The following is a 25,532-nucleotide window of genomic DNA, read 5'->3' on the forward strand; positions in this document are numbered from 1 at the left end:
GTTTATGAGCAGGAACGATTCCGAGGACACCGCCCCCCTCGCCCACCGGGTCCCCGACCTCGGGGCGATGGAGCTGCTGCTCGCGGTCGCCCGGCACGGCAGCCTCGGGCGGGCGGCCCGTGACCTCGGCATCACCCAGCCCGCCGCGAGCAGCCGGGTCCGCTCGATGGAGCGCCTCCTCGGCGTCGCCCTCGTCGACCGCTCCCCGCGCGGCTCCAGGCTCACCGCCGAGGGCGTCCTGGTGACGGACTGGGCGCGGCGGGTCGTGGAGGCGGCCGAGGCGTTCGACGCGGGCGCGCAGGCGCTGCGCGGACGCCGGGACTCGCGCCTACGGGTCGCCGCCAGCATGACCATCGCCGAGTATCTGCTGCCGGGCTGGCTGATCGCGCTGCGCGCGGAACGCCCCGGCACCGCCGTCTCGCTCAGCGCCGGGAACTCGGCGGTGGTCGCGGAGCGGCTGCTCGCCGATGAGGCCGACCTCGGCTTCGTCGAGGGGCTCGGCGTGCCCGTGGGCCTGGACTCGGCGGTCATCGGTCACGACCGGCTCGTCGTGGTCACGGCCCCCACGCACCCCTGGGCCCGTCGGCGGGGGCCGCTGCTGCCCGCGGAGCTGGCCGCGACTCCGCTCATTTCGCGCGAGCACGGCTCGGGCACCCGTCAGGTCCTGGACGCGGCCCTCGCCGCGCACGGCGGCCTCGCCGAGCCCCTCATCGAACTCGCCTCCACCACCGCGGTGAAGGCGGCCGTCGTCAGCGGGGCCGGGCCCTCGGTGCTCAGCGAACTCGCGCTCGGCGAGGAACTGGCCGCCCGCCGGCTCGTGCAGATCCCGGTCGAGGGCGTGCGGCTGCGGCGTGATCTGCGGGCCGTGTGGCGCCAGGGTCCGCTGCCGGCCGGGCCCGCCCGCGATCTGCTCTCGCTGGCCCGGCCGACCTGAGAGCCGTCCGGCACCTCACCTGACGGCTCGTCAGGCAGAGACCAGGCGGCAGCCGTTGGTGTCCGCGTGGGCGTGGACCAGGCGCTGCTCGATGGTGCGCCGGACCGCCGGCCACTCCTCGTCGAGGACCGAGTAGAACGCCGTCCCGCGCACCAGACCGTCCAGGCCCCGGGTGTGCACCCGGCGCACGCCCTCGCAGACCGCGCCGAGCCGTTCGATCGCGGCCCGCGAGCGGGCGTTGCGCGCGTCGGCGCGCAGCGAGATCCGGCGTACCCGCCAGGTGTCGAAGGCGTGCTGGAACATCAGCAGCTTGGCCTCGGTGTTGATGCCGGTGCCCTGGGCGTGCGCGGAGAGCCAGGTGGCGCCGATCTCGGCCGCGTCCGGGACCGCGTCCGCGGCGCCGGTCAGCGGGCCGCGCGGCGCGGGCGGCCACACCACGGGCCCGTCCCAGTAGTCGAGTTCGCAGAACCGGGTGGAGCCCACGACGAGGCCGTCCGCGGCCCTTACGGTCGCGAACGCCAGGCTGCGGCCGGCCTCCTGGTCGGCCAGCGCGCTGTCGACGTAGGCGTACGCCGCGTCCAGGCCGTGCGGCACCGGTGTGAAGGCGTACGAGGTCCGGTCGGCCGCTGCGGCGGCGGCCAGGGCCGGGGCGTGGGAGGGGCTGAGCGGTTCGAGCCGTACGGAACGGCCCGACAGGATGACGGGTGCGGGCACGGGGCCTTCGGTCCTTCGGGGCGTGGCGGAGCTTCCCCACCTGTGGGCGGGGCGAGCGGGGACACGGAGGAACACATGGTCAGGATGTGTCCGTGAAATGGCCAGGGAAGGAACGAGAGCGCGAAGAGGAACGAGCGGCCAGGTGAAGGCGAGGAGTCTCGGGGAATCCGCCCGGTGAGGGGCGGCGAGAGGAAGATACCCGGATGATCGCCGAATCGTCACCCCCTCGCGGGGGCGCGGGTTCCCGGGCGTGTCGGACGGCCCGGGGCGAGGCCTGCTCCCGGGCCGCCGTCACCGGGGAGAGGCCTGCTCCCGGGCCGCCGTCACCGGGGAGAGGTGGGGGTTCAGCGCGCGGAGGCGGCCCGCACCAGGCCCTCGGTGACCCGGGTGTCCCGGCCCATCTCGGGATGCCACTGGACGCCCAGGACCCAGGCGGCACCGGGCAGTTCGGCCGCCTCGACGGTGCCGTCCTCCGCGTACGCCGAGGCCACCAGGCCGGGGGCGAGGCGGTCCACGCACTGGTGGTGGTAGGTCGGCACGTCGGCTGCCTCGGGGACGAGCGAGGCGTACCGGGTGCCCGGCACCGGCTTCACGGTGTGCTCGGCGAAGACGCCCCGGCCGCCGGTGTGCCCGTCCAGGTGCTGGACCAGCGTTCCGCCGAGGGCCACGTTGAGGAGCTGGAGACCCCGGCAGACGCCGAGCAGGGGAGTGCCCGACGCCAGGGCCGCCTCGATCAGTGCCAGCTCCCAGGCGTCCCGCTCGCGGGCCGGGGGCCCGGTCAGCGGCGACGGCTCGGCCCCGTACCTGACCGGCTCCACGTCCGCCCCGCCGGCGATGACCAGGCCGTCCAGGCGCGCCACGACCTCGGCGGCGGCCGCCGAGGTGTCGTCCGGCGGCAGCATCGCGGCCAGGCCCCCGGACGCCCGGACGAGCCGGGGATATCCGGCGGGCAGCAGGGCGGCGGGCAGGTCCCACACGCCCCACCGGGCGGGCTCCAGATACGTACTGATGCCGATGAGCGGCTTGGACACGGCGGCTGTCTCCGTTCGTAGGGGTTCAGTCCCGGGCGAGTTCGGCCTCGGCGGCGGCCAGGGCGGCGAACTCCTCCTCGGGTGCGTGGGCGACCAGTCGGTGGCGACTGTAGAAGGCGAAGTAGGCCAGCGCGATCGCGTAGACGCCGAGCGCGATGAATGCCGCGTCCTTGTCCACCAGGAAGGTGGCGACGAGGGCGAAGAGCGCGAGCACCAGGGCGACGGAGGAGGTCAGGATCCCGCCGGGGGTGCGGTAGGGCCGCTCAAGGCCCGGCTCGCGGCGGCGCAGGACCACGTGCGAGAGGGCCATCAGGGCGTAGGAGATGGTGGCGCCGAACACCGCGACGTTCAGCATCCGGCCGCCGTTGCCGCTCCAGGCGGCGAGCGCGAAGCCGAGCGCGCCGGGGATCAGCAGGCCGAGGTAGGGCGACTTGCGGCGGCTGGTCAGGGACAGGAAGCGGGGCAGGTAGCCGGCCCGGGACAGGGCGAAGAGCTGGCGCGAGCCCGCGAAGATCAGTGAGAAGAACGAGGCCACCAGGCCGGCCAGGCCCGCGTAGTTGACGAACCGGCTCAGGGCGGTGGGGCCGCCGTCGCCCTGGAGCGCCACGACCAGCGGGTTGCCCGCGTCCTTGAGCGCGGCCGAGCCGTGCGCCCCGGTCGCGGCGAAGAAGGTCACGACGGCGAGCAGCACGAGGACCGACAGCGAGATGGCGAGCGCGCGCGGCATGGACCGTACCGGGTCCTTGGCCTCCTCGGCCGCCAGCGGCACCCCCTCGACGCCGAGGAAGAACCACATGCCGAACGGGAACGCGGCCCAGATGCCGAGCACCCCGAACGGCAGCCAGGAGTTGGAGCCGAGTGCGGAGGCGTCCACCGGGATGTCGTTGAGGCGGGAGGCGTCGAAGTCGGTGAAGGCCCCGATGGCGAACACCAGCAGGGCGGCCACGGCGATCGCGGTCACCACGAGGCTGAAGCGCAGCGCCTCGCCCACGCCCCACAGATGGATGCCGATGAAGACGGCGAAGCAGGCGAGGTAGACGGGCCAGCCGGAGGTCAGGCCGAACAGGCCGAGCGATTCGACGTAGTCGCCGATGAAGAGCGAGATCGCGGCGGGCGCCAGGATGTACTCGATGAGGATCGCGGTGCCGGTCAGGAAGCCGCCCCAGGTGCCGAGCGCCCGGCGGGCGAACCCGTAGCCGCCGCCCGCGGTGGGCAGGATGGCCGACAGCTCGGCCAGCGAGAACACCAGACAGGCGTACATGATGCCCATCAGGACGGTGGCGGTGGCCAGGCCTCCGAAGCCGCCCTTGGACAGGCCGATGTTCCAGCCGGAGAAGTCGCCCGAGACCACATAGGCGACGCCGAGCCCGGTGAGCAGCAGCCAGCCGGCGCTGCCGCGCCGCAGGGTGCGCCGGTGCAGATAGTCGTCCTCGGCGGAGGCGGTCGGTGCGGTGCGCAGATCGGTGCCCTCGGCCATGAGCCGCTCCAGATGATCGTCAAGGGAAGATCAGGTCAATGGTTCGGCTGCATACCTTTGCCGGAGGGCAGGGTGATGCGCAAGGGGTGGACGTAAAACCGCGGTTACGGAAAGCGCCGGTGAACGGGCGCCCGGGTGAAGGGAGTTGCCCGCGCGGGGCGGCCCGGTGTGCTCGGATCCACTCAGGTCCGCCCAGGTCCGCCCAGGTCCGCTCAGGTCCGCTCAGGTCAAGAAGCCGCGCAGCAGAGCCGCCGTGCCCCCGCAGTGCTCGCGCATCACCTCGCGCGCGCCGTCCGCGTCCCCGTCCAGGACCGCCTCGACCAGGGCGCTGTGCTGGTGCTGCGAGTGCTCCAGGTTGCGCACCAGGAGCGGGATGCAGTCGAGCAGGTCGTTCACGGTGGCCCGCACCGCTGCGTACTGGGCGGTGAGCGTGGGCGACCCGGAGAGTTCGGCCAGGGTGAGGTGGAGCAGGGTGTCCCGGCGGCGGTAGTCGGTGAGCGGGGCGTCGTGGGTCGCGGTGAGCGCGGCGCGCAGCCGTCCGGCGCCGTCGTCGGTCAGCCCGTGCGCCGCGCAGAGCCCGGCCGCGCCGACCTCCAGGACCTCCCGGAAGCGCAGGATGTCCTCGACGTCCACCGAAGCGACCCGCCGGCGCAGTTCGTCCTCGCCGCCCTCGGCGGCCCGGGGCAGTACGAACGTGCCGCCGTAGCGGCCCCGTCTGCTCTCCACCAGGCCCTGGTCCTGGAGCACCTTGAGCACCTCGCGCAGGGTGACCCGGCTGATCCCCATCCGCTCGGCCAACTCCCGCTCGGCGGGCAGCCGTTCACCGGAGGGGACCAGTCCCAGGCGCAGCAGCTGGAGGATCTGCTCCAGCGCTTCCTCGAAGCCGTTCCCGGCCCGTACGGTCCGTAGCACGGGGACGAGCGTGTCGGCCGTCCGCCCCTCCGCGCGGTCGGCTGTCCGGCCCTCCGCGCGGTCCGCCGAGTCGATCTTCTTCGCCACGTCGTGGATTCCCCTTCCCAATCAATGGTCCTACCCCATACCTTATGGCTCTCGGCTGACCCAAGGAGGAGCTTCCCGTGGCAGACCGCACACCCCCGCTCGCGATCGAGGAGCTGCGCGCTCTGGTCGCGAGCGGTGAGATCGATACTGTCGTCCTCGCCTTCCCCGATATGCAAGGGCGGTTGCAGGGCAAGCGCTTCGCCGCCGGGTTCTTCCTCGACGAGGTACTGGCGCACGGCACCGAAGGCTGCAACTACCTGCTCGCCGTCGACACCGAGATGAACACGGTGGACGGCTACGCGATGTCGTCCTGGGAGCGCGGTTACGGCGACTTCGCGATGCACGCGGACCCGGCGACCCTGCGCCGCGTCCCGTGGAACGAGGGCACCGCGATGCTCATCGCCGACCTCGGCTGGGCCGACGGCTCGCCGGTCGTCGCGGCCCCGCGCCAGATCCTGCGCCGCCAGCTGGAGCGGCTCGCCGAGCTCGGCTACACCGCCCAGGTCGGCACCGAACTCGAATTCATCGTGTTCAAGGACAGCTACGAGCAGGCCTGGGACGCCGGGTACAAGGGCCTCACCCCGGCCAACCAGTACAACATCGACTACTCGGTGCTCGGCACCGGCCGCATCGAGCCGCTGCTGCGCCGCATCCGCAACGAGATGCAGGCGGCCGGGCTGACCGTCGAGTCCGCCAAGGGCGAGTGCAATCCCGGCCAGCACGAGATCGTCTTCCGCTACGACGAGGCCCTGGTCACCTGCGACCAGCACGCCGTCTACAAGACCGGCGCCAAGGAGATCGCGGCCCAGGAGGGCGTCTCGCTCACCTTCATGGCCAAGTACGACCAGCGCGAGGGCAACTCCTGTCACATCCACCTCTCGCTCACCGACGAGGACGGCCACAACGTGATGGCGGGCGACGGGCCCGACCACATGTCGCCCGTGATGCGCCACTTCCTGGCCGGACAGCTCGCCGCGCTGCGCGACTTCTCCCTCCTGTACGCGCCGAACATCAACTCCTACAAGCGCTTCCAGCCGGGCTCCTTCGCGCCCACCGCGGTCGCCTGGGGCCACGACAACCGCACCTGTGCGCTGCGCGTCGTCGGCCACGGCTCCGGAACCCGTTTCGAGAACCGCCTGCCGGGCGGTGACGTCAACCCGCACCTGGCCGTCGCCGGACTCGTCGCGGCCGGCCTCTACGGCATCGAGAACGAGCTGGAGCTGCCCGAGGCCTGCACGTCCAACGCCTACGTCGGCGACTACGCGCACGTCCCGACCACCCTGCGCGAGGCCGCCGAACTGTGGGAGAACAGCCCCATCGCCAAGGCCGCGTTCGGGGACGAGGTCGTCGCGCACTACCGCAACATGGCGCGGGTCGAGCTCGACGCGTTCGACGCCGCGGTGACCGACTGGGAGCTCCGCCGCTCCTTCGAACGCCTGTGAGGAACGACTTGTCCAGCGCATACGAGCTTGAGGTCCTCAACCCGGCCACCGAGGAGGTGATCGCGACCGTCCGCGGAGCGACCTCCGCCGACGTCGACGCCGCGGTCGTACGGGCCCGTGCCGCACAGCAGGTCTGGGCCGCCGCGGCCCCCGCCGACCGGGCCCGCCTGCTGCGCCGCTTCGCGGCCGTGGTCGACGAACACATCGAGGAACTGGCCCGGTTGGAGGTCCGGGAGGCCGGCCACACCATCGGCAACGCCCGCTGGGAGGCGGGCAACGTCCGCGATCTGCTGGACTTCTCCGCCGGGGGAGTGGAGCGCCTGAGTGGCCGTCAGATCCCGGTCGCGGGCGGCCTCGACATCACCCTGCTCGAACCGCTCGGCGTGATCGGCGTCATCGCCCCCTGGAACTTCCCCATGCCGATCGCCGCCTGGGGCACCGCCCCCGCGCTCGCGGCCGGCAACGCGGTCGTCCTCAAGCCCGCCGAGGCGACCCCGCTCACCGCGCTGCGGCTGGCCGAACTCGCCCTGGAGGCAGGGCTTCCCGAGGGCCTCTTCCAGGTGCTGCCGGGCGCGGGCGCGATCGCGGGCAACGAACTCGTCGAGCACCCCGGTGTCGCGAAGATCGTCTTCACCGGGTCGACCCGGGTCGGCAAGCAGATCATGACCAAGTGCGCCGACCGCGTGAAGCGGGTGACGCTCGAACTCGGCGGCAAGAGCCCCAACATCGTCTTCGCGGACGCCGACATCGAGGCCGCGGCCGCCGCCACCCCGATGTCCTTCCTCGACAACTCCGGCCAGGACTGCTGCGCCCGCACCCGCATCCTGGTCCAGCGCAGCGCGTACGACCGCTTCATGGAGCTGCTCGGCCCCGCGATCGAGGAGATCGTGGTCGGCGACCCGGCCGACGAGAAGACCCAGATGGGCCCGCTGATCTCACGCGTACAGCTGGACCGGGTCAGGTCCTACGTCGCCGACGACGCCCCGGGCCTTCGCGGCAGCGCGCCCGAGGGGCCCGGGTTCTGGTTCCCGCCGACCGTCCTGACCGGCCTGGACGCGGACGCGCCCGCCGCCGTCGAAGAGGTCTTCGGACCGGTCGCCGTCGTCCTGCCCTTCGAGGACGAGGCGGACGCGGTACGGCTCGCCAACGCCACCGACTACGGGCTCTCCGGCTCCGTCTGGACCCGGGACATCGGCCGGGCGCTGCGCGTCTCGCGGGCCGTCGAGGCGGGCAACCTCTCCGTCAACTCCCATTCCAGCGTGCGCTATTCGACCCCCTTCGGCGGCTACAAGCAGTCCGGCCTCGGCCGCGAGCTGGGCCCCGACGCCCTCACCGCTTTCACCGAAACCAAGAACGTCTTCATCAGCACGGAGGCCTGAGCACACATGACCGACGACACCATCTGCCGCCGCCTGGTCGGCCGCACCGCCGTCATCACCGGAGCCGGCAGCGGCATCGGCCTCGCCACCGCGAAGCGGCTGGCCGCCGAGGGCGCCGACGTGGTCTGCGGCGACATCGACGAGACGGCGGGCAAGGCCGCCGCCGAAGCCGTCGGCGGCACCTTCGCGAAGGTCGACGTCACCGACCAGGAGCAGGTCGAGGCGCTCTTCAGGACGGCCTTCGACACCTACGGCAGCGTCGACATCGCGTTCAACAACGCCGGCATCTCGCCGCCCGACGACGACTCCATCCTCACCACCGGGCTCGACGCCTGGCGCCGGGTCCAGGAGGTCAACCTCACCTCCGTCTACCTGTGCTGCAAGGCGGCCCTGCCCTACATGCAGCGCCAGGGCCGGGGCTCCATCATCAACACCGCCTCGTTCGTGGCCGTCATGGGCGCCGCGACCTCGCAGATCTCCTACACCGCCTCCAAGGGCGGCGTGCTGGCGATGTCCCGTGAGCTCGGTGTGCAGTTCGCGCGCGAAGGCATCCGCGTCAACGCGCTGTGCCCGGGTCCGGTCAACACCCCGCTGCTCCAGGAGCTGTTCGCCAAGGACCCCGAGCGCGCCGCGCGCCGCCTGGTGCACATCCCTGCGGGCCGGTTCGCCGAGGCGGACGAGATCGCCGCGGCGGTCGCCTTCCTCGCCAGTGACGACTCCTCCTTCATCAACGCCACCGACTTCCTGGTCGACGGCGGCATCTCCGGGGCGTACGTCACCCCCCTCTAAACCCCGCCAACCCCCGCTGTTCACCCGGGGGTCACGCTCCCGGCAGCCGGGCGTCGCACGACGCCCGGCTGTGGTGTCTAACGTCCGCGATGATCGTCCCGACGACAGGAGTCCTCCAGCGTGTCCAAGTCCCCCGCCGTCCGCCGGCTTCCGGTCCTCGCCGCGGCCCTCTCCATGGCCGCCGCCGGCCTCGTCGCCGCCCAGCCCGCCGCGGCGCACCCGGCCCGCTGCCCCCAACTGACCGTCTCCGACGGCTGGTTCGGCGACAACCAGGACCGGATCCAGGATCTGATCGACAGCTACGGCAAGTGCGGCGCGGGCGCGGGGCACGGCAAGAAGCCGGTGGCCGTCTTCGACTGGGACAACACCGTCGTCAAGAACGACGTGGGCGACGCCACCATGTACTGGCTGCTGCGCAACTCCAAGATCCAGCGCCCGGCGCGCGGCGACTGGCACACCACCAGCCGCTATCTGACCGACGCCGCCGCGGGGGACCTCGCCACCGCCTGCCCTTCGGGCCGGTCCACGACGCTGCCGACCGCCACCGACACCGCCTGCGCGGACGAGATCCTCGCGGTCTACGGCGAGGGCACCACCGGCAAGGGCGCCCCCGCCTTCGCCGGGTACGACCGCCGCACCATCGAGCCCTCGTACGCCTGGCTCGCCCAGCTCCTGCACGGCTGGACCCCGGCCCAGGTCAAGGCCTTCGCGAGCGCGGCCCGCACCGAGAACCTCAAGGCCCCCGCCGACGCCGTCCAGACGGTGGGCAGCAACACCAAGGCGACGGCCTGGGTGCGCTACTACGACCAGCAGCGCGATCTGATCCGCACGCTCCAGAAGGCCGGCTTCGACGTCTGGATCACCTCGGCCTCGCCCGAGCCCGTCGTCGACGTGTGGGCGCGCGGCGCGGGCGTCGACCCGGACCACGCCATCGGCATCCGCTCCACCACCGAGCACGGCCGCATCACCTCGCACCTCAAGGGCTGCGGCTCGGCCAAGGACGGCGACGACTCGATGATCACGTACATCGACGGCAAGCGCTGCTGGATCAACCAGGAGATCTTCGGCGTGCGCGGCGCCGCCGCCGAGAAGGTGCAGCCGGCCAAGAGGCGCCAGGTGTTCGCGGCCGGCGACTCCGACACCGATGTGTCCTTCCTGCGGGACGCGACCGGGCTGCGGCTCGTCCTGAACCGCAACAAGAACGAGCTGATGTGCCGGGCGTACGACGACAGCGACGGCCGCTGGATCGTGAACCCCATGTTCATCGAGCCCAAGGGGCAGAAGGCGGCGCCCTACCCCTGCGCCAGCACCGGCTACACCGGGCACGACGGCACCCCGGCCCCGGTACGGCGCGCCGACGGCTCGGTCGTCCCGGACCAGCGGGACTCGGTGTACGCCGGCTGAACACGCGTCCTAGGGTGTGCGCATGACCACGAGGACGCCGCCCGGCTGGTACCCGGACCCGGGAGTGCCCGGCGCCGAACGCTGGTGGGACGGCACCGCCTGGACCGCCCACACCAGGGCGCCGGGCGGGCAGGTCTTCGGGCCGCCGGAGCCCGTCACCGCGGTCGTCGTGCCGCCCGCCCGGCGGCGCGGCCCGCTGATGATCGGTGCGGCGGCCGCGCTGCTGGTGGCCGCGGTCGCCGTCGCCGTCACCCTCCGCGGCGGCGACGGCGGGGGGCCGCAGCCCGAGCGCACCGGCAGCAGCGCCGTGGCCTCCGGGACGGTCGACTCGCCTTCCGCCCGGCCGACTTCGGGGCCTTCACCCGACCCGCACACCCTCGTGGACCAGCTCAACGGCATCACGCTGCCCATCCCGGACGGCTGGGAGAAGACCGACGACGCGGTGTCCGGCCTTCTCACCATGACGACGAAGGACACCTACGACTGCCCCGGTGACGCCGGGTTCTGCCACCGCGGCACGGTCACCACGTCGACGGCCACCATGACCGACCTCACGACCGCCGAGGCCGTCGCCAAGAACGACATCACCGGCGCCGCGAACGCCGCCTACGACCACGACCCGGTCGGCTCCCGCCCCTACAACGGCCTCACCTCGCACCGTGAGGTGAAGTCCGGTCCCGTGGTCGTCGACGGGCGCACCGGATACCTGGTGCGCTGGCAGGTCAGGACCGCCGCCGGGCCCGGCGGTTACGTCGAGTCGCTCGCCTTCCCCTCCACGGTGGGCAGCCAGTCCATGGTCATCGCCAGGTTCGCCCTCGACGCGGGCCCGGACGGCCCGTCGCTCGCCCTCATCGACACCGTCACCCGGGGCATCGCGCCCATCGGCGGCGGACAGAACGGCGGGGTCGGCACCAGCCTGGCCCCGCCGTCCCGGTGACCGCGTCCTACAGAAAGGTGCGGCCCTCGCCGCGGTACGTCGGCACGGTCGCCGTCACCCGGTCGCCCTCGACGAGCCGCAACTCCTCGAAGCGCTCGCACAGTTCGCCCGCCTTGGCGTGCCGGAACCACACCTTGTCGCCGATCAGGAGATCGTCCGCGGCCGAGCCGAGCAGCGGCGTCTGCACCTCGCCCGCGCCCTCCTGCCCGTCGTAGCGCAGCCCCTCCGGCAGATACGGCACCGGCAGCCGGTCCGCGCCGGGCGCGCCGGAGGCCGGATAGCCGCCGCCGAGCACGGTCACCACGCCGACCCCCGGCCGGCGCACCACGGGCTGGGCGAACAGCGCCGCCGGACGCCCGCTGAACGACGTGTAGTTGTCGAAGAGCCGCGGCACATAGAGCCCCGAGCCCGCCGCGATCTCGGTCACCGCCGCCTCGGCCGCGGTGTGCTGCACGCTGCCGGTGCCGCCGCCGTTGACGAACTCCAGGTCCGGGGCGACCGCCCGCACCGCGCGCACCACCTCGGCCCGCCGCGCCGCCAGCTCCCTGCGGGCCGCCGACTGCATCAGCCGGATCGCGCGCGAGCGCACCGGACGCCCCGCCACCGCGTCCCCGACCCCGGCCACATGGCCCTCGTACGCCATCAGGCCCACCAGGCGGAACCCCGGGCGGCGGGCCACCGAGCGCGCCAGGTCGGCGAGTTGGGCGGGAGTGCGCAGGGGCGAGCGGCGGGCGCCGACGCGCACCCGGCCGCCGAACAGCTGGAGCGAGGTGTCCAGTTCCAGGCAGACCCGCACCTCCAGGTCCTGGCGCTCGCGCGCCGCGTCCACCAGGTCGAGCTGCGCCGGGTCGTCCACCATCACGGTGACGGCCGCCGCCAGTTTGGGGTCCGAGGCCAGCTCGGCGAAGGCGGTCCGGTCCGCGGAGGGATAGGCGAGCAGCACGTCCTCGAACCCGGCCCGGGCCAGCCACAGCGACTCGGCGAGCGTGAACGACATGATCCCGGCGAACCCGGGGCGGGCCAGTACCCGCTCCAGCAGGGCGCGGCAGCGTACCGACTTGCTGGCGACCCGGATCGGCTTTCCGGCCGCCCGGCGGACGAGATCGTCCGCGTTGGCGTCGAACGCCTCCAGGTCGACGATCGCCACGGGCGCGTCGAGATGAGCGGTCGCCCGGTCGTACCGGGCACGGTCAGCGGCGCGGGGTGTCATGGCGGAAGCCTGCCAGAACCGGTTACCACAAGGTAGGGGAGCGGGGGTGCGGATGTGGAGGGAGCCCGGCCGGTCTGCACCCGCACAGGATCAACCCGTAGAGTGACGCCCTGGCGGCAACGGGCTGAGCTGGACGGCAAGAGGGGCACGAGGGGGGCGGATGACCACCGACGCACGACCCCCGGGCACCCCTCAACGGCCGCCGCACGCACCGGAGTCGGAGCCCGCGGAGAAGTCCGCGCCGATCCCGCGGCAGCCCGCGCCCGGGGACGCGGCGGCCCGGCTGCGCTCCGCACTCGACCTCGTCGATCCGGGACCCGTCCTGCCGAACACCCCCCTACCGCCCCGCTCTTCGCCCATACCCCCGGCGCCTGCCGTCCCGCGGCCGCCGGAGATACCTCCGCTGCCGGTCGGCCCGCCGAAGCCACTGCTCCCGCCGGAACCGCTGTCCGACGAGACGGGCCCGCTCAGGCCGGTGCCGGTCCGGCGGCCCGGCCGGGTGGCCGCCGCCGCGATCTGCGTGGTGCTCGGCGTCGGACTCATCGGCGGGGCCGCCGCGGGCACCTGGCTGGACGGCGGCTCGGAACCTGCCCGACCCAGCAACTTCACCGCCGCCCGCGACCTGTGGCACAGCACCCCCGTCGACACCCTCTTCCCGCCCACCATCCGGGGCACCGGCGCGGGACCCGGCGGCGCCGACCGCGAGTGGACCCGGGTCGGGGTCGCGCCGGACAGCGGCTGCGCGGGCGCCCTCGACCCCCTCCTGCTCAAGGTCCTCGAACCGGTCGGCTGCGCCCGTATGGTGCGCGCCACCTACACCGACGCCACCGCCAGCAGCGTGATCACCGTCGGCCTCGTCTTCACCCAGGCCGAGCCCGCCGCGATGGCCGCCCTGGCGAACCGGTTCACCACCGAGAAGCTCGCCGAGCGCTCCGATCTGATGCCGCGCGCCTACCCGGTCAAGGCGACCGACGCCGCCGCGTTCGGCGACCAGCAGCGCGCGAGCTGGACGGTACGGGTGCTCACCGACGCCCCCGTGGTCGTCACCGCCGTCTCCGGCTTCGCCGACGGCCGGCGTATCGACGCCCCCCAGTCCGCCGAGCAGGCCACGGCCGACGGCGCGAGCGGGCCGGTGGCCGAGGCAGGCCTCGGCCAGGACGCCAAGGGCATCGCCGACAACGTCGAACGCGGCCTGCGCAAGAAGGCCGCCGCAAGCCCGGAGCCCGCCTCGTGACCGAGCCCCTGCCGACCGCAACCGCCGCGCCCCGCAGGACCCGTACCGGGCCGCGCCGCACCGGCGCCCTCGCCGCGGCCGCGCTCCTGGCCCTGCTCGTCTCCGTCACCCCGGCGCATGCCGACGGCATCCGGGACCGCCAGTGGGAGCTGGGCGCCATGCACACCGAGCAGGCGTGGCAGACGACCAAGGGCAAGGGCATCACCGTCGCGGTCCTGGACACCGGTGTCGACGGCAGCCACCCCGACCTCGCCGGACAGGTGCTGCCCGGCAACGACCTCATCGGCTTCGGCGCCGGGCAGGGCAGCCGCGACTGGGCCCGGCACGGCACCGCCATGGCCGGCATCATCGCGGGCCACGGCCATGGCGCCGGTGACCGCGCCGGAGTGCTCGGCATCGCGCCCGAGGCCAGGATCCTGCCCGTGCGGGTCATCCTGGAATCCACCGACCCGGCCCGCAAACAGGCCCGCGAGACCAAGGGCGGGGCACTCGCCGCGGGCATCCGCTGGGCCGCCGACAACGGCGCCGACGTCATCAACCTCTCGCTCGGCGACGACAGTGCCTCGGCCCATCCCGAGCCCGCCGAGGACGCGGCGATCCAGTACGCGCTCGGCAAGGGCGCGGTCGTCGTCGCCTCCGCGGGCAACGGCGGCGACCAGGGCGACCACATCTCCTATCCGGCCGCCTACCCCGGTGTCATCGCGGTCGCCGCCGTCGACAAGAACGGCACCCACGCCTCCTTCTCCACCCGCCGCTGGTACGCCACCGTCAGCGCCCCCGGCGTGGACGTCGTCATAGCGGACCCGGACCGCAAGTACTACGAGGGCTGGGGCACCAGCGCCGCCTCCGCGTTCGTCTCCGGCGCGGTCGCCCTCGTCCGCTCGGTGAACCACGGCCTCACCCCGGCGCAGATCAAGAAGCTCCTGGAGGACACCGCCCGCAACGCCCCCGACGGCGGCCGCGACGACGCCCGGGGCTACGGAATGATCGACCCGGCCGCCGCCCTGGCCGCCGCCGCCCGCCTCAAGCCCGCGGGCCTGCGCTCACAGTCCGCGGCGACCGGCAGCACGTACTTCGGCCGCGGCCCCGACCAGCCCGCCGCCGCCAAGGACCCGGCCGACTGGCTGGTCCCGCTCTCCGCGGGCGGCGGCGTCCTGCTGCTCGGGACCGGGGTGGCCCTGTGGCGCTCCACCCGGGTCAGGACCCCGCGCGAGTGGCTCTGAGCAGGAGGCCGTGGCCGGGCCGGGGAGCGGGCCCGGTTAGGCTCGTTGCGTGGCGCTCAAGAACATTCCGGATTCCGGCTTCTCCGACGACGACGGCACCGCCGCCCCCGAACTGACCGAGGCGCTCGCCGCCTGGGCGCAGGACAGGTCGGCCGAGCCACGGGTGCTCGCGGCGCTGCGCACCGCGCGGCTGCTCGTCCCCGTGGTCGCGGTGCTGGGCGAGAGCGAGATCGACGAGAACGGCCTCAAGCGCGAGAAGACCAGCGACATGGCCGTCCCCACCCTGAAGGCCGGCGACCGCACCGCACTGCCCGCGTTCACCTCGACCGCGTCCCTGGCCCGGTGGGACCCGGCGGCCCGGCCGGTCGCGGTCCCGCTGCACCAGGCCCTGGCGGCGGCCGTGCACGAGAAGGCGGACACCGTCGTCATCGATCTGGCGGGCCCGGTCGCGTACGAGCTGAAGGGCGCGGCCCTGCTCGCCCTCGCGGAGGGCCGCAGCAGCACCGACCCGCTCCAGGATCCCGCGGTGCTCGACGCGGTGCGCTCGGCGGTGGCCGCGGTGCCCGCGGTGCTGCGCGCCCATCTCGGCCCCGGCAGCGCGGACGGCACGCTGGCCCTGGTACTCGCCGACGGTACGGCGCCCGCGGACGCGGGCCGCGAGGTGGCCGAGCTGATCGCCGCGGACCAGACCCTGCGGGCCCGGCTCGTCCGGGGCCTGGACCTGGCGCTGCTGCCGCCCGGGGCCCCACAGCCGAACGAGCCGCTCTTCACCCGCTGAGGGGAAGGAGCGGCTCGCTCGGGGTCGTTCAGGCGCGTAAGGGCGAGGAGTGGGAACGGGGGCTCAGCCGAAGACGGCGCCCGTGTACTTCTCGCCCGGACCCTTGCCCGGCTCGTCCGGCACGACCGAGGCCTCGCGGAACGCGAGCTGGAGCGACTTGAGACCGTCGCGCAGGGGGGCGGCGTGGAAGGACGAGATCTCGGTGGCCCCCGCGTCCAGCAGGCCGGCCAGGGCGTGCACCAGCTTGCGGGCCTCGTCGAGGTCCTTGTACTGGTCGCCCTCCTCGGTCAGACCGAGCTTCACGGCGGCGGCGCTCATCAGGTTCACGGCGACCGTCACGATCACCTCGACCGCCGGGACCTCCGCGATGTCGCGGGCCATGGTGTCGAAGTCTGCGGGCTGATTGGGGGGCGTCTCACTCATGCCCCCACGATATGCGGTGCCCGGACGCCCTCCTCCCGCGCACTCGATTAGCCCGTCCGTCCGGTTGCTGCTAACCTTGTGTAACGACCGGCCAGGCACGTGTGCCCGGCCCACAAGTGGAGGCTCCGATCTCCCACCCGACCGCCCTCAGGGGAGGCGGGTCATCCGGTCAGGTGGCCACCATCGTTCCGTACGGACGATGGAGCCGCCCGATGTGCGCCCCGCGGTAGACCGTGGTGGTGTTCCGGTTTTCTTGGAGCCCCGCCTGTGTCCGTCCGGGGCATTTTTTGTGCCTCGCGTCGGTTGGTCACGTCACCAGACGTACGCGGCTGTCTGCCAGACAGTCGTGTGGTGCTACCGAGGAGGATCCATCAGCGCCGAGCCCCGCATCAACGACCGGATTCGCGTTCCCGAGGTGCGACTTGTCGGCCCCAGCGGCGAGCAGGTCGGAATTGTTCCGCTTGCCAAGGCCCTGGAGCTCGCCCAGGAGTATGACCTCGACCTGGTCGAGGTCGCGGCGACCGCCCGTCCGCCCGTGTGCAAGCTCATGGACTACGGGAAGTTCAAGTACGAGTCGGCCATGAAGGCCCGTGAGGCGCGCAAGAACCAGGCGCACACGGTCATCAAGGAGATGAAGCTCCGGCCGAAGATCGACCCGCACGACTACGACACCAAAAAGGGTCACGTCGTCCGGTTCCTCAAGCAGGGCGACAAGGTCAAGATCACGATCATGTTCCGTGGTCGCGAGCAGTCCCGGCCGGAGCTCGGCTACCGACTGCTCCAGCGCCTCGCTTCGGACGTGGAGGAGCTCGGCTTCGTCGAGTCCAGCCCGAAGCAGGACGGCCGAAACATGATCATGGTTCTCGGTCCGCACAAGAAGAAGACCGAGGCGATGGCCGAAGCCCGCGAGGCCCAGGCGGCCCGCAAGGCGGAGCGCCAGGGCCAGTCGGCCCAGGCGGACGACTCCGTCGAGGACGAGGCCGTTGCCGAGGCGCCCGTCGCCGAGGCCGCGCCGGCCGAGGAACCTGCCGAGGCCTGATTCCGGGACAGCCTGTTCCGGATGTCAACCGATACATATGACGCTCCCGAGCGCCGGTCCCCGGACCGGCTGGGAGCGCCACTGACGAGGAGATAACGGCGCTATGCCGAAGAACAAGTCGCACAGCGGTACCAGCAAGCGCTTCAAGATCACCGGCTCTGGCAAGGTGCTCCGTGAGCGTGCCGGCAAGCGCCACCTGCTTGAGCACAAGTCGTCCAAGAAGACCCGCTCGCTGACGGGCACGGTCGTCGTGGCTCCGGCCGACGCCAAGAAGATCAAGAAGCTTCTCGGCAAGTGACGTTCCTCCGCCTCCGCGCTGCGGAGGCGGAACGTCGAGACCGGGACCCATTCGATTTCGGGCCGTGTGAGTCCAACCACGGCCCCGCTACAAGGAGTTAAACAAGTGGCACGCGTCAAGCGGGCAGTCAACGCCCACAAGAAGCGCCGGGCGATCCTCGAAGCGGCCTCCGGCTACCGCGGTCAGCGTTCGCGCCTGTACCGCAAGGCCAAGGAGCAGGTCACCCACTCGCTGGTCTACAACTACAACGACCGCAAGAAGCGCAAGGGCGACTTCCGTCAGCTGTGGATCCAGCGCATCAACGCTGCTGCCCGCCAGAACGGCATGACGTACAACCGCCTCATCCAGGGTCTGAAGGCCGCCAACATCGAGGTGGACCGCAAGATCCTGGCCGAGCTCGCGGTCAACGACGCCAACGCGTTCGCCGCGCTCGTCGAGGTGGCCCAGAAGGCCCTCCCGAGCGACGTCAACGCCCCGAAGGCCGCGTAAGCGCCCGACGGCTTGTCGAGCAGGACCGGACCCGCAGGCCGCTGGCCTGCGGGTCCCGGTGCGTTGCGGGGGTCGCTCCGGGGGCTCGGCCCCCCGGACCCCCCTCTCCGGGGGCCGAGCCCCCAGGCCCCCACTCCCTTCCAGAGAGACCGCGAGCACATGCCCTCCCCCGAGCTGATCTCCCCGCGTTCCCCGCGCGTCGCCGCCGCCCGCCGGCTCGCCCGGCGCAACTTCCGGGGCAAGGAACGCCGGTTCATCGCCGAGGGGCCGCAGGCCGTCCGCGAGGCCGTGGAGCACCGCAGCGACGGTGAACCCACCCTGGTCGAGCTGTTCACCACCGTGGAGGCCGCGGAGCGCTACGCCGACATCGTGACGGCGGCCCTGGACGCGGGCGCCCGTGTCCACTACGCCGACGACGAGGTGCTCGCCGAGGTCTCCCAGACCGTCACCCCGCAGGGCCTGGTCGGCGTCTGCCGCTTCCTGGACTCGCCGTTCGAGGAGATCCTCAGGGCCGAGCCCAAGCTGGTCGCCGTGCTCGCGCACGTCCGCGACCCCGGAAACGCCGGCACGGTGCTGCGCTGCGCGGACGCCGCGGGCGCCGACGCGGTCGTCCTCACCGACGCCTCCGTCGACCTGTACAACCCCAAGTCCGTGCGGGCGTCGGTCGGTTCGCTCTTCCATCTGCCGGTCGCGGTCGGCGTCCCCGTCGAGCAGGCCGTCCAGGGACTGCGGGACGCGGGCGTACGCATCCTGGCGGCCGACGGGGCCGGCACGGACGACCTCGACGCCGAGCTGGACGCCGGGACGATGGGCGGCCCGACCGCCTGGATCTTCGGCAACGAGGCCTGGGGCCTGCCCGAGGAGACCCGTGCGCTCGCGGACGCCGTGGTGCGCGTGCCGATCCACGGAAAGGCCGAGAGCCTCAACCTCGCGACCGCCGCCGCCGTGTGCCTCTATGCCTCCGCCCGTGCGCAGCGTGCTGCCGGAGGGTGCCGCTCCGTCACCTCGTACTAGTAGTGTGGCGGGCTCGGGGGCCCACTCAGCGCTTCGGAGAGGTGGGATACGGGGATGGCTGTCGGCATGAGCGGCATCGGCAACAGCACCGCGCTGTATCCGTCCGGCGGTCCTGATGTCCTCGGCTTCGACCCCGACGACCTGCCCGACGGCATCGTGGTCGCCGACGACAAGGGCCGGGTGATCTGCTTCAACGCCGCCGCGGTCAGGATCACCGCGGTCCCCAAGGACGAGGCCCTCGGCCGCCCGCTGGAGCGGGCGCTGCCCCTGGAGGACCTCAAGGGCCGCCGCTGGTGGCAGCTCACCGACCCCTACGGCGGCCTCGCCATCCGGGCCGGTCAGCCCGAGCGCAATCTGCTGCTGCCCGGCGGCCGCGAGGTGCTGGTCTCCGCCCGTTACGTCCGCGAGCGCCCCACCGGCCCGGTCCGCCGGGTCGTGGTCAGCCTGCGCTCCACCGAGGCCCGGCGGCGCACCGAGCGCTCGCACGCCGAGCTGATCGCCACCGTCGCCCACGAGCTGCGCTCCCCGCTGACCTCCGTCAAGGGCTTCACCGCGACGCTGCTCGCCAAGTGGGAGCGGTTCACGGACGACCAGAAGCGTCTGATGCTGGAGACCGTCGACGCCGACGCCAACCGGGTCACCCGGCTCATCGCCGAACTCCTCGACATCTCGCGCATCGACTCCGGCCGCCTCGAAGTGCGCCGCCAGCCGGTCGACATCCCGGCCGCCGTCGGCCGCCACCTCCAGGCCCACGTCGCCTCCGGCCGGGCCCCGGACCGCTTCCTGGTCCGCATCGAGCGCCCGCTGCCCGATCTGTGGGCGGATCCGGACAAGATCGACCAGGTGCTCGGCAACCTGCTGGAAAACGCGGTGCGCCACGGCGAGGGAACCGTCACCATTGAGGTGGCACCAGCGCCCGTCCGTATCGACGAGCACGACGAGAAGGGAACGGCGGTCACCGTGAGCGACGAAGGCCCCGGCATCCCCGAGGAGTCGATGGGCCGTGTCTTCACCCGCTTCTGGCGGGGGAGCAAGCGCGGCGGGACCGGCCTCGGCCTGTACATCGTCAAGGGCATCGTCGAGGCGCACGGCGGCACGATCTCGGTGGGCCGCGGCCCCGGCGGCGGCGCCCAGTTCCGATTTATCCTGCCCGTCGGCGCTCCGGCGTATCTCCAGTAGATCGCCCTCCGAGCCGCCCACGGGCGCAACCGCGTTCCCCCACCCCGTTAGACTCGACCTTTGGCGCGTTTGTGTCCGCGCGCTATCGCGGTATCGCTTCGCGGTCGCGGGGACCCCCAGCCAAGACAATCGGAAGCACGGGAAGAGATGTCGGCACCCAATAAGTCGTACGACCCTGTTGAGGTCGAGGCGCTGAAACCGGAAGAGATCGAGCGGATGCGGGACGAGGCGCTCGCCGCCTTCGCCGCCGCCGGGGACCTCGACGCGCTCGCCCAGGCGAAGACCGCGCACACCGGTGGCACCTCGCCCCTCTCGCTCGCCAACCGCGAGATCGGCGCGCTGCCGCCGCAGGCCAAGGCCGCGGCGGGCAAGCTCGTGGGCATGGCCCGCGGTGCCGTGAACAAGGCACTGGCCGCGCGCCAGGCCGAGCTGGAGGACGAGCGGGACGCCCGGGTCCTGGTCGAGGAGGCGGTGGACGTCACCCTGCCCCACGACCGCGTACCGGCCGGCGCCCGCCACCCGCTGACCACGCTCTCGGAGCGCATCGAGGACGTCTTCGTGGCCATGGGCTACGAGGTGGCCGAGGGGCCCGAGGTCGAGGCGGAGTGGTTCACCTTCGACGCGCTCAACATCGGCCCGGACCACCCGGCCCGCACCGAGCACGACACCTTCTTCGTGCAGGGTCCCGAGGGCGCCGCCAACTCCGGCGTCGTCCTGCGCACCCACACCTCGCCCGTGCAGATCCGCTCGATGCTCGACCGCGAGCCTCCGGTGTACGTGATCTGCCCCGGCCGGGTGTACCGTACCGACGAGCTGGACGCCACGCACAGCCCGGTGTTCCGCCAGGTCGAGCTGCTCGCCGTGGACGAGGGCCTCACCATGGCCGATCTGAAGGGCACCCTCGATCACATGGTCAAGGCGCTCTTCGGCGAGGGCATCGAGACCCGCCTGCGGCCGAACTTCTTCCCGTTCACCGAGCCGTCCGCCGAGATGGACATGGTCTGCTACGTCTGCCGCGGCGAGTCCGTCGGCAACCCGGACCGTCCCTGCCGCACCTGTTCCAGCGAGGGCTGGATCGAGCTCGGCGGCTGCGGCATGGTCAACCCGAAGGTGCTCACCGCCTGCGGCGTGGACGCCGAGAAGTACAGCGGATTCGCCTTCGGCTTCGGCATCGAACGGATGCTGATGTTCCGCCACAACGTAGAAGACATGCGAGACATGGTCGAGGGTGACATCCGGTTCACCCGGCCGTTCGGGATGGAGATCTGATGCGGGTCCCGCTTTCCTGGCTGCGGGAGTACGTCGACCTCCCCGCCACCGAGACCGGCCGCGACGTGCAGGCCAGGCTCGTCGACGCCGGCCTTGAGGTCGAGACCGTCGAGCAGCTCGGCGCCGGGCTCAAGGGCCCGCTCGTCGTCGGCAAGGTCCTCACCATCGAGGAGCTGGAGGGTTTCAAGAAGCCCATCCGCTTCTGCACCGTCGACGTCGGCCGGGCCAACGGCACGGGCGAGCCGCAGGAGATCGTCTGCGGCGCCCGCAACTTCGCGGTCGGCGACAAGGTCGTCGTGGTGCTGCCCGGCGCGGTGCTGCCCGGCGACTTCGCGATCGCCGCGCGCAAGACGTACGGCAAGACCTCGCACGGCATGATCTGCTCAAGCGACGAGCTCGGCATGGGCCCGGACACCACCGGCGGCATCATCGTGCTGCCCCCGGAGCACGAGGTCGGCACCGACGCGATCGCGCTGCTCGAACTCGTCGACGAGGTCCTGGACATCGCGGTGACCGCCAACCGCGGCGACTGCCTGTCGATGCGTGGCGTGGCCCGCGAGACCGCCATCGCCTACGGTCTGCCGCTGCGCGACCCGGCGCTGCTCGACGTGCCCGCGCCCAACTCCTACGGCTACCAGGTCAAGGTCGCCGACCCGATCGGCTGCGACCGCTTCACCGCGCGCACCGTGACCGGTCTCGACTCCGAGGCCCGCTCCCCGATCTGGCTCCAGCGCCGGCTGCAGAAGGCCGGTATGCGTCCGATCTCGCTCGCCGTCGACATCACCAACTACGTGATGATCGAGCTCGGCCAGCCGCTGCACGCCTACGACCGGAGCCTGGTCGACGGTCCCATCGGCGTACGCCGCGCCGAGGCCGGCGAGCTGCTCACCACCCTCGACGGCACCAAGCGCAAGCTGGACGCCGCCGACCTCGTCATCACCGACAACCGGGGCCCCATCGGCCTGGCCGGTGTGATGGGCGGGGCCAACACCGAGATCGCGGACTCCGTCACGGATCCCGAGACCGGCGAGGTCAAGGGCACCACCGAGGTCGTCATCGAGGCCGCGCACTTCGACGCGGTCGCCATCGCCCGCACCGCGCGCCGCCACAAGCTGACGTCCGAGGCGTCCAAGCGCTTCGAGCGCGGCGTCGACCCGCAGGCCGCGGCCGCGGCCGCCCAGCGGACCGTCGACCTGCTCGTGCTGCTCGCCGGCGGCACGGCCGAGGCAGGCGTCACCGAGATCGTCTCGCCGTCCGCGCCGCGCAGCATCTCGATGCGCGCCGACCACCCGGACCGCGTCGCCGGCATCGAGTACGGCCGCGAGACCGTGGTACGCCGCCTCCAGCAGGTCGGCTGCGACGCGTACGGGCAGGACGAGCTCGTCGTCACCGTGCCGTCCTGGCGGCCCGACCTCACCGAGCCGAACGACCTGGCCGAAGAGGTCATCCGCCTGGAGGGCTACGCCAACCTGCCCTCCACGCTGCCGAAGCCGCCCGCCGGACGGGGCCTGACGGAGCGTCAGCGACTGCACCGCCGGGTCGGCCGCGCGCTGGCCGGGGCCGGGTTCACCGAGGCGCCGAGCTACCCGTTCGTCGCCGAGTCGGTCTTCGACCAGCTCGGTCTGGACGCCGGAGACGCGAACCGCGATGTCGTGAAGCTGGTCAACCCGCTCAGCGACGAGGAGCCGGCGCTGCGCACCACGCTCCTTCCGGGCCTGCTCGCCACGCTGCGCCGCAACGTCGGCCGCGGCAGCCACGACCTGGCGCTGTTCGAGACGGGCCTGGTCTTCCACCCGTCCTCGACCCCGGGCGTCGCCGCCCGGCTGCCCGTCGACCGCCGCCCCACCGACGAGGAGATCGCCGCCCTGGACGCCGTGCTGCCCGTGCAGCCTCGGCACGTGGGCGCCGTGCTCGCCGGTGCGCGCGAGCAGGCCGGCTGGTGGGGCAAGGGCCGCCCGGCCGACTGGGCCGACGCCGTCGAGGCGGCGCGTGCCGTCGCCCGCGAGGCGGGGCTCGAACTGGCCGTGGACCAGGGCCAGTACGGCCCCTGGCACCCGGGCCGCTGCGCCGAGCTGTATGTGTTCCCCGAGGGCGTCAAGACCCTCGTCGGGTACGCCGGTGAGCTGCACCCGCGCGTCGTCAAGGCGTTCGGTCTGCCCGCCCGCAGCTGCGCGATGGAGCTGAACCTCGACGTCCTGGAGCGGGCCGCCGAGGGCCCCGTGCAGGCGCCGTCGATCTCCACCTTCCCGGTGGCCACCCAGGACGTGGCGCTCGTCGTCGACGCCGGGGTGCCGGCCGCCGCGGTGGAGAACGCGCTGCGCGTCGGCGCCGGTGAACTCCTGGAGTCCATCCGCCTGTTCGACGTCTACAGCGGCGAGCAGACCGGCGCCGGCAAGAAGTCCCTTGCCTACGCGCTGCGCTTCCGGGCCGCCGACCGCACCCTGACGGTCGAGGAGGCCTCGGCCGCGCGCGACGCGGCGGTGGCCCAGGCGGCCGAGTCCACGGGCGCGGTGCTGCGCGGCGCCTAGCCCCGCGCGGAGCACACCAGAGGGGCGTACCGGCACTGCCGGTACGCCCCTCTCGTGCGTCGCGGTGCTGCGCGCAACGACCGGGTCGGGGTGCCCGCGCGGCAGACGGCCGGTGAGGCGCGGGGTGTTCGCGGCTGGGGGTGGGGCGCCGCCGCCCTGCCGGGAGTGCCGGGCAGCGCGGACAGGGCGGACGGCGCCGGGAGCGGGCCGCCGCACTGTACGAGGGGGAGCCGGCGGCCCGACCGCCTCAACGGGAGGCGGTTCAGAGTCAACCGACTGCGGCCGCCCATGGGCAGAGAGCGCGGCGCATAAATGCGGGTACTCGGTTCGCACCCCGTGTGAACCGGGCTCGTCTACGCTGGCCACACCGAGTCGTTGGAGGGGCCCATGCAGCCCAATACCCTGCTCGACGCCCTGGTGGACGAGGCGGGGATCTCGCACGCGGGTCTTGCGGCCCGGGTGAACCAGGCGGGACGAGCCAGAGGTCTCGCACTCAGATACGAACACACCGCGGTGGCACGGTGGTTGAAGGGCCAGCGCCCGCGCGGCCAGGTGCCCGACCTGATCTGCGAGGTGCTCGCGGGACGGCTGCGCCGCCGGGTCACCCTCGACGACATCGGCCTCGGGGTGCCGGGCGAACCGGCCCCCCAGCACGGCTCGCCGCTCGCCGGCTTCGTCGAGCGGGCCACCGCCCTGTGGCGCTCGGACGAACAGCAGCGCACCCACATCCTCGACGCCCCGGCCGTCACCGGAACCCCGGCCGTCATGCCCGTGTGGGAGTGGGAGAACCCGCCGGAGGACACCGATGTGTCCCGCGACGGCCAGACCGTGGTGGGCGAGTCCGACATCGAGATGCTGCGCTCGGCGCGCGAACACTACGAGCTGATGTACCGCAAGGCCGGCGGCATCGCGACCCGCTCGCGGATCGTCGGTTTCCTCAACGCCGAGACGGCGCCCCTGCTGCGCGGCGGCTACACGGACGCCACGGGACGTCAACTGCACCGCGCCACCGGCGGGTTGGTGGCGGTCGCGGGGATCTGCGCCTACGACTCCAACGCCCAGGGCCTGGCCCAGCGCTACTTCCACCAGGCACTCCGGCTGGCAAAGGCCAGCGGGGACAGGGGACTTGGGGCCTATGTCATCGCGCTGCTCGTCAACCAGGCCCTGTTCATGCGGGACTACCGCCAGTCGGTCGCCTTCGCGGAGGCGGCCCTGCGTGCGGCGGGCGGCAGCCTGAGCCCCGCGCTGGCGTCCGATCTGCACGCCATGCAGGCCAAGGCGTACGCGCACCTCGGCGACGGGCACAGCGCGCTGTCCTCGATCAGGAGCGCGGAGTCGGCGGCCGGCCGGATCCGGCCGGGCCAGGAGCCGGCCGAGACCGGCTATGTGCAGCCGGGCCTGGTCAACGTCCAAGTGGCCGAGGCCCTGCTCAGCCTCGGCGATCTGACGGCAGCGCGCGAACAGGCCGCCCTCGCGGCCGACGAGCCCTCCCACGACAGGGGCAGGGTGCACCGCCTCGCGATGCTCGCTCAGATCGAGCTGCGCCAGGGCGACGCTGACCGGGCCGTGGCCACCGCGGTCGAGATGGCGGAGCGGGCCCGGGGGATGGAGTCGCAGCGATTGCGTGACCGCCTCCGCCTGGTGCGCGAGCACCTGGTCGAGAGCGGTTGCGCGGGCGCCGCCGAGGCCGCCGAGCTGATCGACGGGGCGCTTCGCGTTCCCCTGTAATCGTCAGCCTGCTG

At 72.8% G+C, this 25,532-nt stretch carries 23 protein-coding genes; 17 read left to right on the top strand and 6 right to left on the bottom strand.

Annotated elements, in window-relative coordinates; genetic code table 11:
* Window positions 1-4: 4 nt before the first annotated feature.
* On the top strand, window positions 5-934 hold the full coding sequence (locus CG740_RS22915) for a LysR family transcriptional regulator (protein ID WP_100577110.1): 930 nt from the start codon (window positions 5-7) through the stop codon (window positions 932-934).
* 30 nt (window positions 935-964) lie between these two features.
* Here the strand turns inward: CG740_RS22915 and CG740_RS22920 are convergent, their stop codons facing one another.
* From CG740_RS22920 to CG740_RS22935, 4 genes are all read right to left on the bottom strand, one after another.
* On the bottom strand, window positions 965-1,648 hold the full coding sequence (locus CG740_RS22920; protein ID WP_100577111.1) for a GNAT family N-acetyltransferase: 684 nt from the start codon (window positions 1,646-1,648) through the stop codon (window positions 965-967).
* Window positions 1,649-1,992: 344 nt separating this feature from the next.
* Entirely contained in the window at window positions 1,993-2,679 is a 687-nt protein-coding gene (locus CG740_RS22925; RefSeq protein WP_100577112.1) for a gamma-glutamyl-gamma-aminobutyrate hydrolase family protein, read from the bottom strand.
* A 25-nt stretch (window positions 2,680-2,704) separates the two neighbouring features.
* Complete coding sequence (eat, locus tag CG740_RS22930; RefSeq protein WP_100577113.1) at window positions 2,705-4,156, bottom strand: ethanolamine permease; 1,452 nt, start codon at window positions 4,154-4,156, stop codon at window positions 2,705-2,707.
* A 222-nt stretch (window positions 4,157-4,378) separates the two neighbouring features.
* Complete coding sequence (locus tag CG740_RS22935) at window positions 4,379-5,143, bottom strand: FadR/GntR family transcriptional regulator (protein ID WP_351677231.1); 765 nt, start codon at window positions 5,141-5,143, stop codon at window positions 4,379-4,381.
* Window positions 5,144-5,232: 89 nt separating this feature from the next.
* On the opposite strand from CG740_RS22935, the gene CG740_RS22940 reads away from it, so the two are divergent.
* The 5 genes from CG740_RS22940 to CG740_RS22960 all read left to right on the top strand — a co-directional run bounded on the left by CG740_RS22940 (window position 5,233) and on the right by CG740_RS22960 (window position 11,106).
* On the top strand, window positions 5,233-6,597 hold the full coding sequence (locus tag CG740_RS22940) for a glutamine synthetase family protein (protein ID WP_100577114.1): 1,365 nt from the start codon (window positions 5,233-5,235) through the stop codon (window positions 6,595-6,597).
* Between the two features lie 8 nt (window positions 6,598-6,605).
* Window positions 6,606-7,976 (top strand): aldehyde dehydrogenase family protein, encoded by a 1,371-nt coding sequence (locus CG740_RS22945; RefSeq protein ID WP_100577115.1) that lies wholly within the window; start codon window positions 6,606-6,608, stop codon window positions 7,974-7,976.
* Between the two features lie 6 nt (window positions 7,977-7,982).
* Window positions 7,983-8,765: a 3-oxoacyl-ACP reductase gene (locus CG740_RS22950; RefSeq protein WP_100577116.1), complete on the top strand. Its 783-nt coding sequence runs from the start codon at window positions 7,983-7,985 to the stop codon at window positions 8,763-8,765.
* A 174-nt stretch (window positions 8,766-8,939) separates the two neighbouring features.
* Window positions 8,940-10,169 carry a haloacid dehalogenase-like hydrolase gene (locus tag CG740_RS22955; protein ID WP_100577405.1) on the top strand — a complete coding sequence of 410 codons (1,230 nt, stop codon included), beginning with the start codon at window positions 8,940-8,942 and terminating at the stop codon, window positions 10,167-10,169.
* A gap of 22 nt (window positions 10,170-10,191) precedes the next feature.
* Window positions 10,192-11,106 carry a DUF2510 domain-containing protein gene (locus tag CG740_RS22960; RefSeq protein WP_100577117.1) on the top strand — a complete coding sequence of 305 codons (915 nt, stop codon included), beginning with the start codon at window positions 10,192-10,194 and terminating at the stop codon, window positions 11,104-11,106.
* A gap of 7 nt (window positions 11,107-11,113) precedes the next feature.
* On the opposite strand, the gene CG740_RS22965 is transcribed toward CG740_RS22960, so the two are convergent.
* Entirely contained in the window at window positions 11,114-12,316 is a 1,203-nt protein-coding gene (locus tag CG740_RS22965) for an amino acid deaminase/aldolase (RefSeq protein WP_100577118.1), read from the bottom strand.
* Between the two features lie 160 nt (window positions 12,317-12,476).
* Between CG740_RS22965 and CG740_RS22970 the strand changes: the two genes are divergently transcribed.
* The 3 genes from CG740_RS22970 to CG740_RS22980 are packed head-to-tail and all read left to right on the top strand — an operon-like array spanning window position 12,477 to window position 15,551.
* Window positions 12,477-13,550, top strand: coding sequence for a hypothetical protein (locus tag CG740_RS22970; protein ID WP_324901145.1), 1,074 nt, complete (start codon window positions 12,477-12,479; stop codon window positions 13,548-13,550).
* A complete protein-coding gene (gene mycP / locus CG740_RS22975) occupies window positions 13,547-14,773 on the top strand; it encodes a type VII secretion-associated serine protease mycosin (protein ID WP_234376433.1) in 1,227 nt (408 codons plus the stop codon). The genes CG740_RS22970 and mycP overlap by 4 nt, the downstream gene beginning before the upstream one ends.
* Window positions 14,774-14,822: 49 nt before the next feature.
* Entirely contained in the window at window positions 14,823-15,551 is a 729-nt protein-coding gene (locus CG740_RS22980) for an SseB family protein (protein ID WP_100577119.1), read from the top strand.
* 63 nt (window positions 15,552-15,614) lie between these two features.
* Here CG740_RS22980 and CG740_RS22985 read toward each other — a convergent pair whose 3' ends face one another.
* A complete protein-coding gene (locus CG740_RS22985; RefSeq protein ID WP_100577120.1) occupies window positions 15,615-15,974 on the bottom strand; it encodes a DUF1844 domain-containing protein in 360 nt (119 codons plus the stop codon).
* 346 nt (window positions 15,975-16,320) lie between these two features.
* Between CG740_RS22985 and infC the strand changes: the two genes are divergently transcribed.
* The 8 genes from infC to CG740_RS23025 all read left to right on the top strand — a co-directional run bounded on the left by infC (window position 16,321) and on the right by CG740_RS23025 (window position 25,518).
* Window positions 16,321-17,013 carry a translation initiation factor IF-3 gene (infC, locus tag CG740_RS22990; RefSeq protein ID WP_100577121.1) on the top strand — a complete coding sequence of 231 codons (693 nt, stop codon included), beginning with the start codon at window positions 16,321-16,323 and terminating at the stop codon, window positions 17,011-17,013.
* Window positions 17,014-17,116: 103 nt separating this feature from the next.
* Window positions 17,117-17,311 (top strand): 50S ribosomal protein L35, encoded by a 195-nt coding sequence (gene rpmI / locus CG740_RS22995; protein ID WP_100577122.1) that lies wholly within the window; start codon window positions 17,117-17,119, stop codon window positions 17,309-17,311.
* Between the two features lie 105 nt (window positions 17,312-17,416).
* Entirely contained in the window at window positions 17,417-17,800 is a 384-nt protein-coding gene (gene rplT, locus CG740_RS23000) for a 50S ribosomal protein L20 (protein WP_003970214.1), read from the top strand.
* Window positions 17,801-17,959: 159 nt separating this feature from the next.
* On the top strand, window positions 17,960-18,814 hold the full coding sequence (locus CG740_RS23005) for a TrmH family RNA methyltransferase (RefSeq protein ID WP_100577123.1): 855 nt from the start codon (window positions 17,960-17,962) through the stop codon (window positions 18,812-18,814).
* Between the two features lie 54 nt (window positions 18,815-18,868).
* Complete coding sequence (locus CG740_RS23010) at window positions 18,869-19,993, top strand: sensor histidine kinase (RefSeq protein WP_100577124.1); 1,125 nt, start codon at window positions 18,869-18,871, stop codon at window positions 19,991-19,993.
* A 147-nt stretch (window positions 19,994-20,140) separates the two neighbouring features.
* Complete coding sequence (gene pheS, locus CG740_RS23015; RefSeq protein ID WP_100577125.1) at window positions 20,141-21,262, top strand: phenylalanine--tRNA ligase subunit alpha; 1,122 nt, start codon at window positions 20,141-20,143, stop codon at window positions 21,260-21,262.
* The gene (pheT, locus tag CG740_RS23020) at window positions 21,262-23,790 is read left to right on the top strand and encodes a phenylalanine--tRNA ligase subunit beta (protein WP_100577126.1); all 2,529 of its coding nucleotides are present in this window, start codon (window positions 21,262-21,264) and stop codon (window positions 23,788-23,790) included. The genes pheS and pheT overlap by 1 nt, the downstream gene beginning before the upstream one ends.
* 387 nt (window positions 23,791-24,177) lie before the next feature.
* Window positions 24,178-25,518: a transcriptional regulator gene (locus CG740_RS23025; protein ID WP_100577127.1), complete on the top strand. Its 1,341-nt coding sequence runs from the start codon at window positions 24,178-24,180 to the stop codon at window positions 25,516-25,518.
* Window positions 25,519-25,532 lie beyond the last annotated feature (14 nt).

Source organism: Streptomyces sp. CB01201 (assembly GCF_002803085.1).
In the GTDB taxonomy this organism is placed as follows: domain Bacteria; phylum Actinomycetota; class Actinomycetes; order Streptomycetales; family Streptomycetaceae; genus Streptomyces; species Streptomyces hundungensis.

Bases quoted from the DNA above. Each gene is read 5' to 3' on its own strand.
- CG740_RS23005 (WP_100577123.1), top strand. From the start codon at position 17,960: ATGCCCTCCCCCGAGCTGATCTCCCCGCGTTCCCCGCGCGTCGCCGCC.
- pheT (WP_100577126.1), top strand. From the start codon at position 21,262: ATGCGGGTCCCGCTTTCCTGGCTGCGGGAGTACGTCGACCTCCCCGCC.
- eat (WP_100577113.1), bottom strand. From the start codon at position 4,156: ATGGCCGAGGGCACCGATCTGCGCACCGCACCGACCGCCTCCGCCGAG.
- CG740_RS22955 (WP_100577405.1), top strand. From the start codon at position 8,940: ATGGCCGCCGCCGGCCTCGTCGCCGCCCAGCCCGCCGCGGCGCACCCG.
- CG740_RS22965 (WP_100577118.1), bottom strand. From the start codon at position 12,316: ATGACACCCCGCGCCGCTGACCGTGCCCGGTACGACCGGGCGACCGCT.
- CG740_RS23025 (WP_100577127.1), top strand. From the start codon at position 24,178: ATGCAGCCCAATACCCTGCTCGACGCCCTGGTGGACGAGGCGGGGATC.
- CG740_RS22970 (WP_324901145.1), top strand. From the start codon at position 12,477: ATGACCACCGACGCACGACCCCCGGGCACCCCTCAACGGCCGCCGCAC.
- CG740_RS22960 (WP_100577117.1), top strand. From the start codon at position 10,192: ATGACCACGAGGACGCCGCCCGGCTGGTACCCGGACCCGGGAGTGCCC.
- CG740_RS22915 (WP_100577110.1), top strand. From the start codon at position 5: ATGAGCAGGAACGATTCCGAGGACACCGCCCCCCTCGCCCACCGGGTC.
- CG740_RS23010 (WP_100577124.1), top strand. From the start codon at position 18,869: ATGGCTGTCGGCATGAGCGGCATCGGCAACAGCACCGCGCTGTATCCG.
- pheS (WP_100577125.1), top strand. From the start codon at position 20,141: ATGTCGGCACCCAATAAGTCGTACGACCCTGTTGAGGTCGAGGCGCTG.
- CG740_RS22985 (WP_100577120.1), bottom strand. From the start codon at position 15,974: ATGAGTGAGACGCCCCCCAATCAGCCCGCAGACTTCGACACCATGGCC.
- rpmI (WP_100577122.1), top strand. From the start codon at position 17,117: ATGCCGAAGAACAAGTCGCACAGCGGTACCAGCAAGCGCTTCAAGATC.
- CG740_RS22950 (WP_100577116.1), top strand. From the start codon at position 7,983: ATGACCGACGACACCATCTGCCGCCGCCTGGTCGGCCGCACCGCCGTC.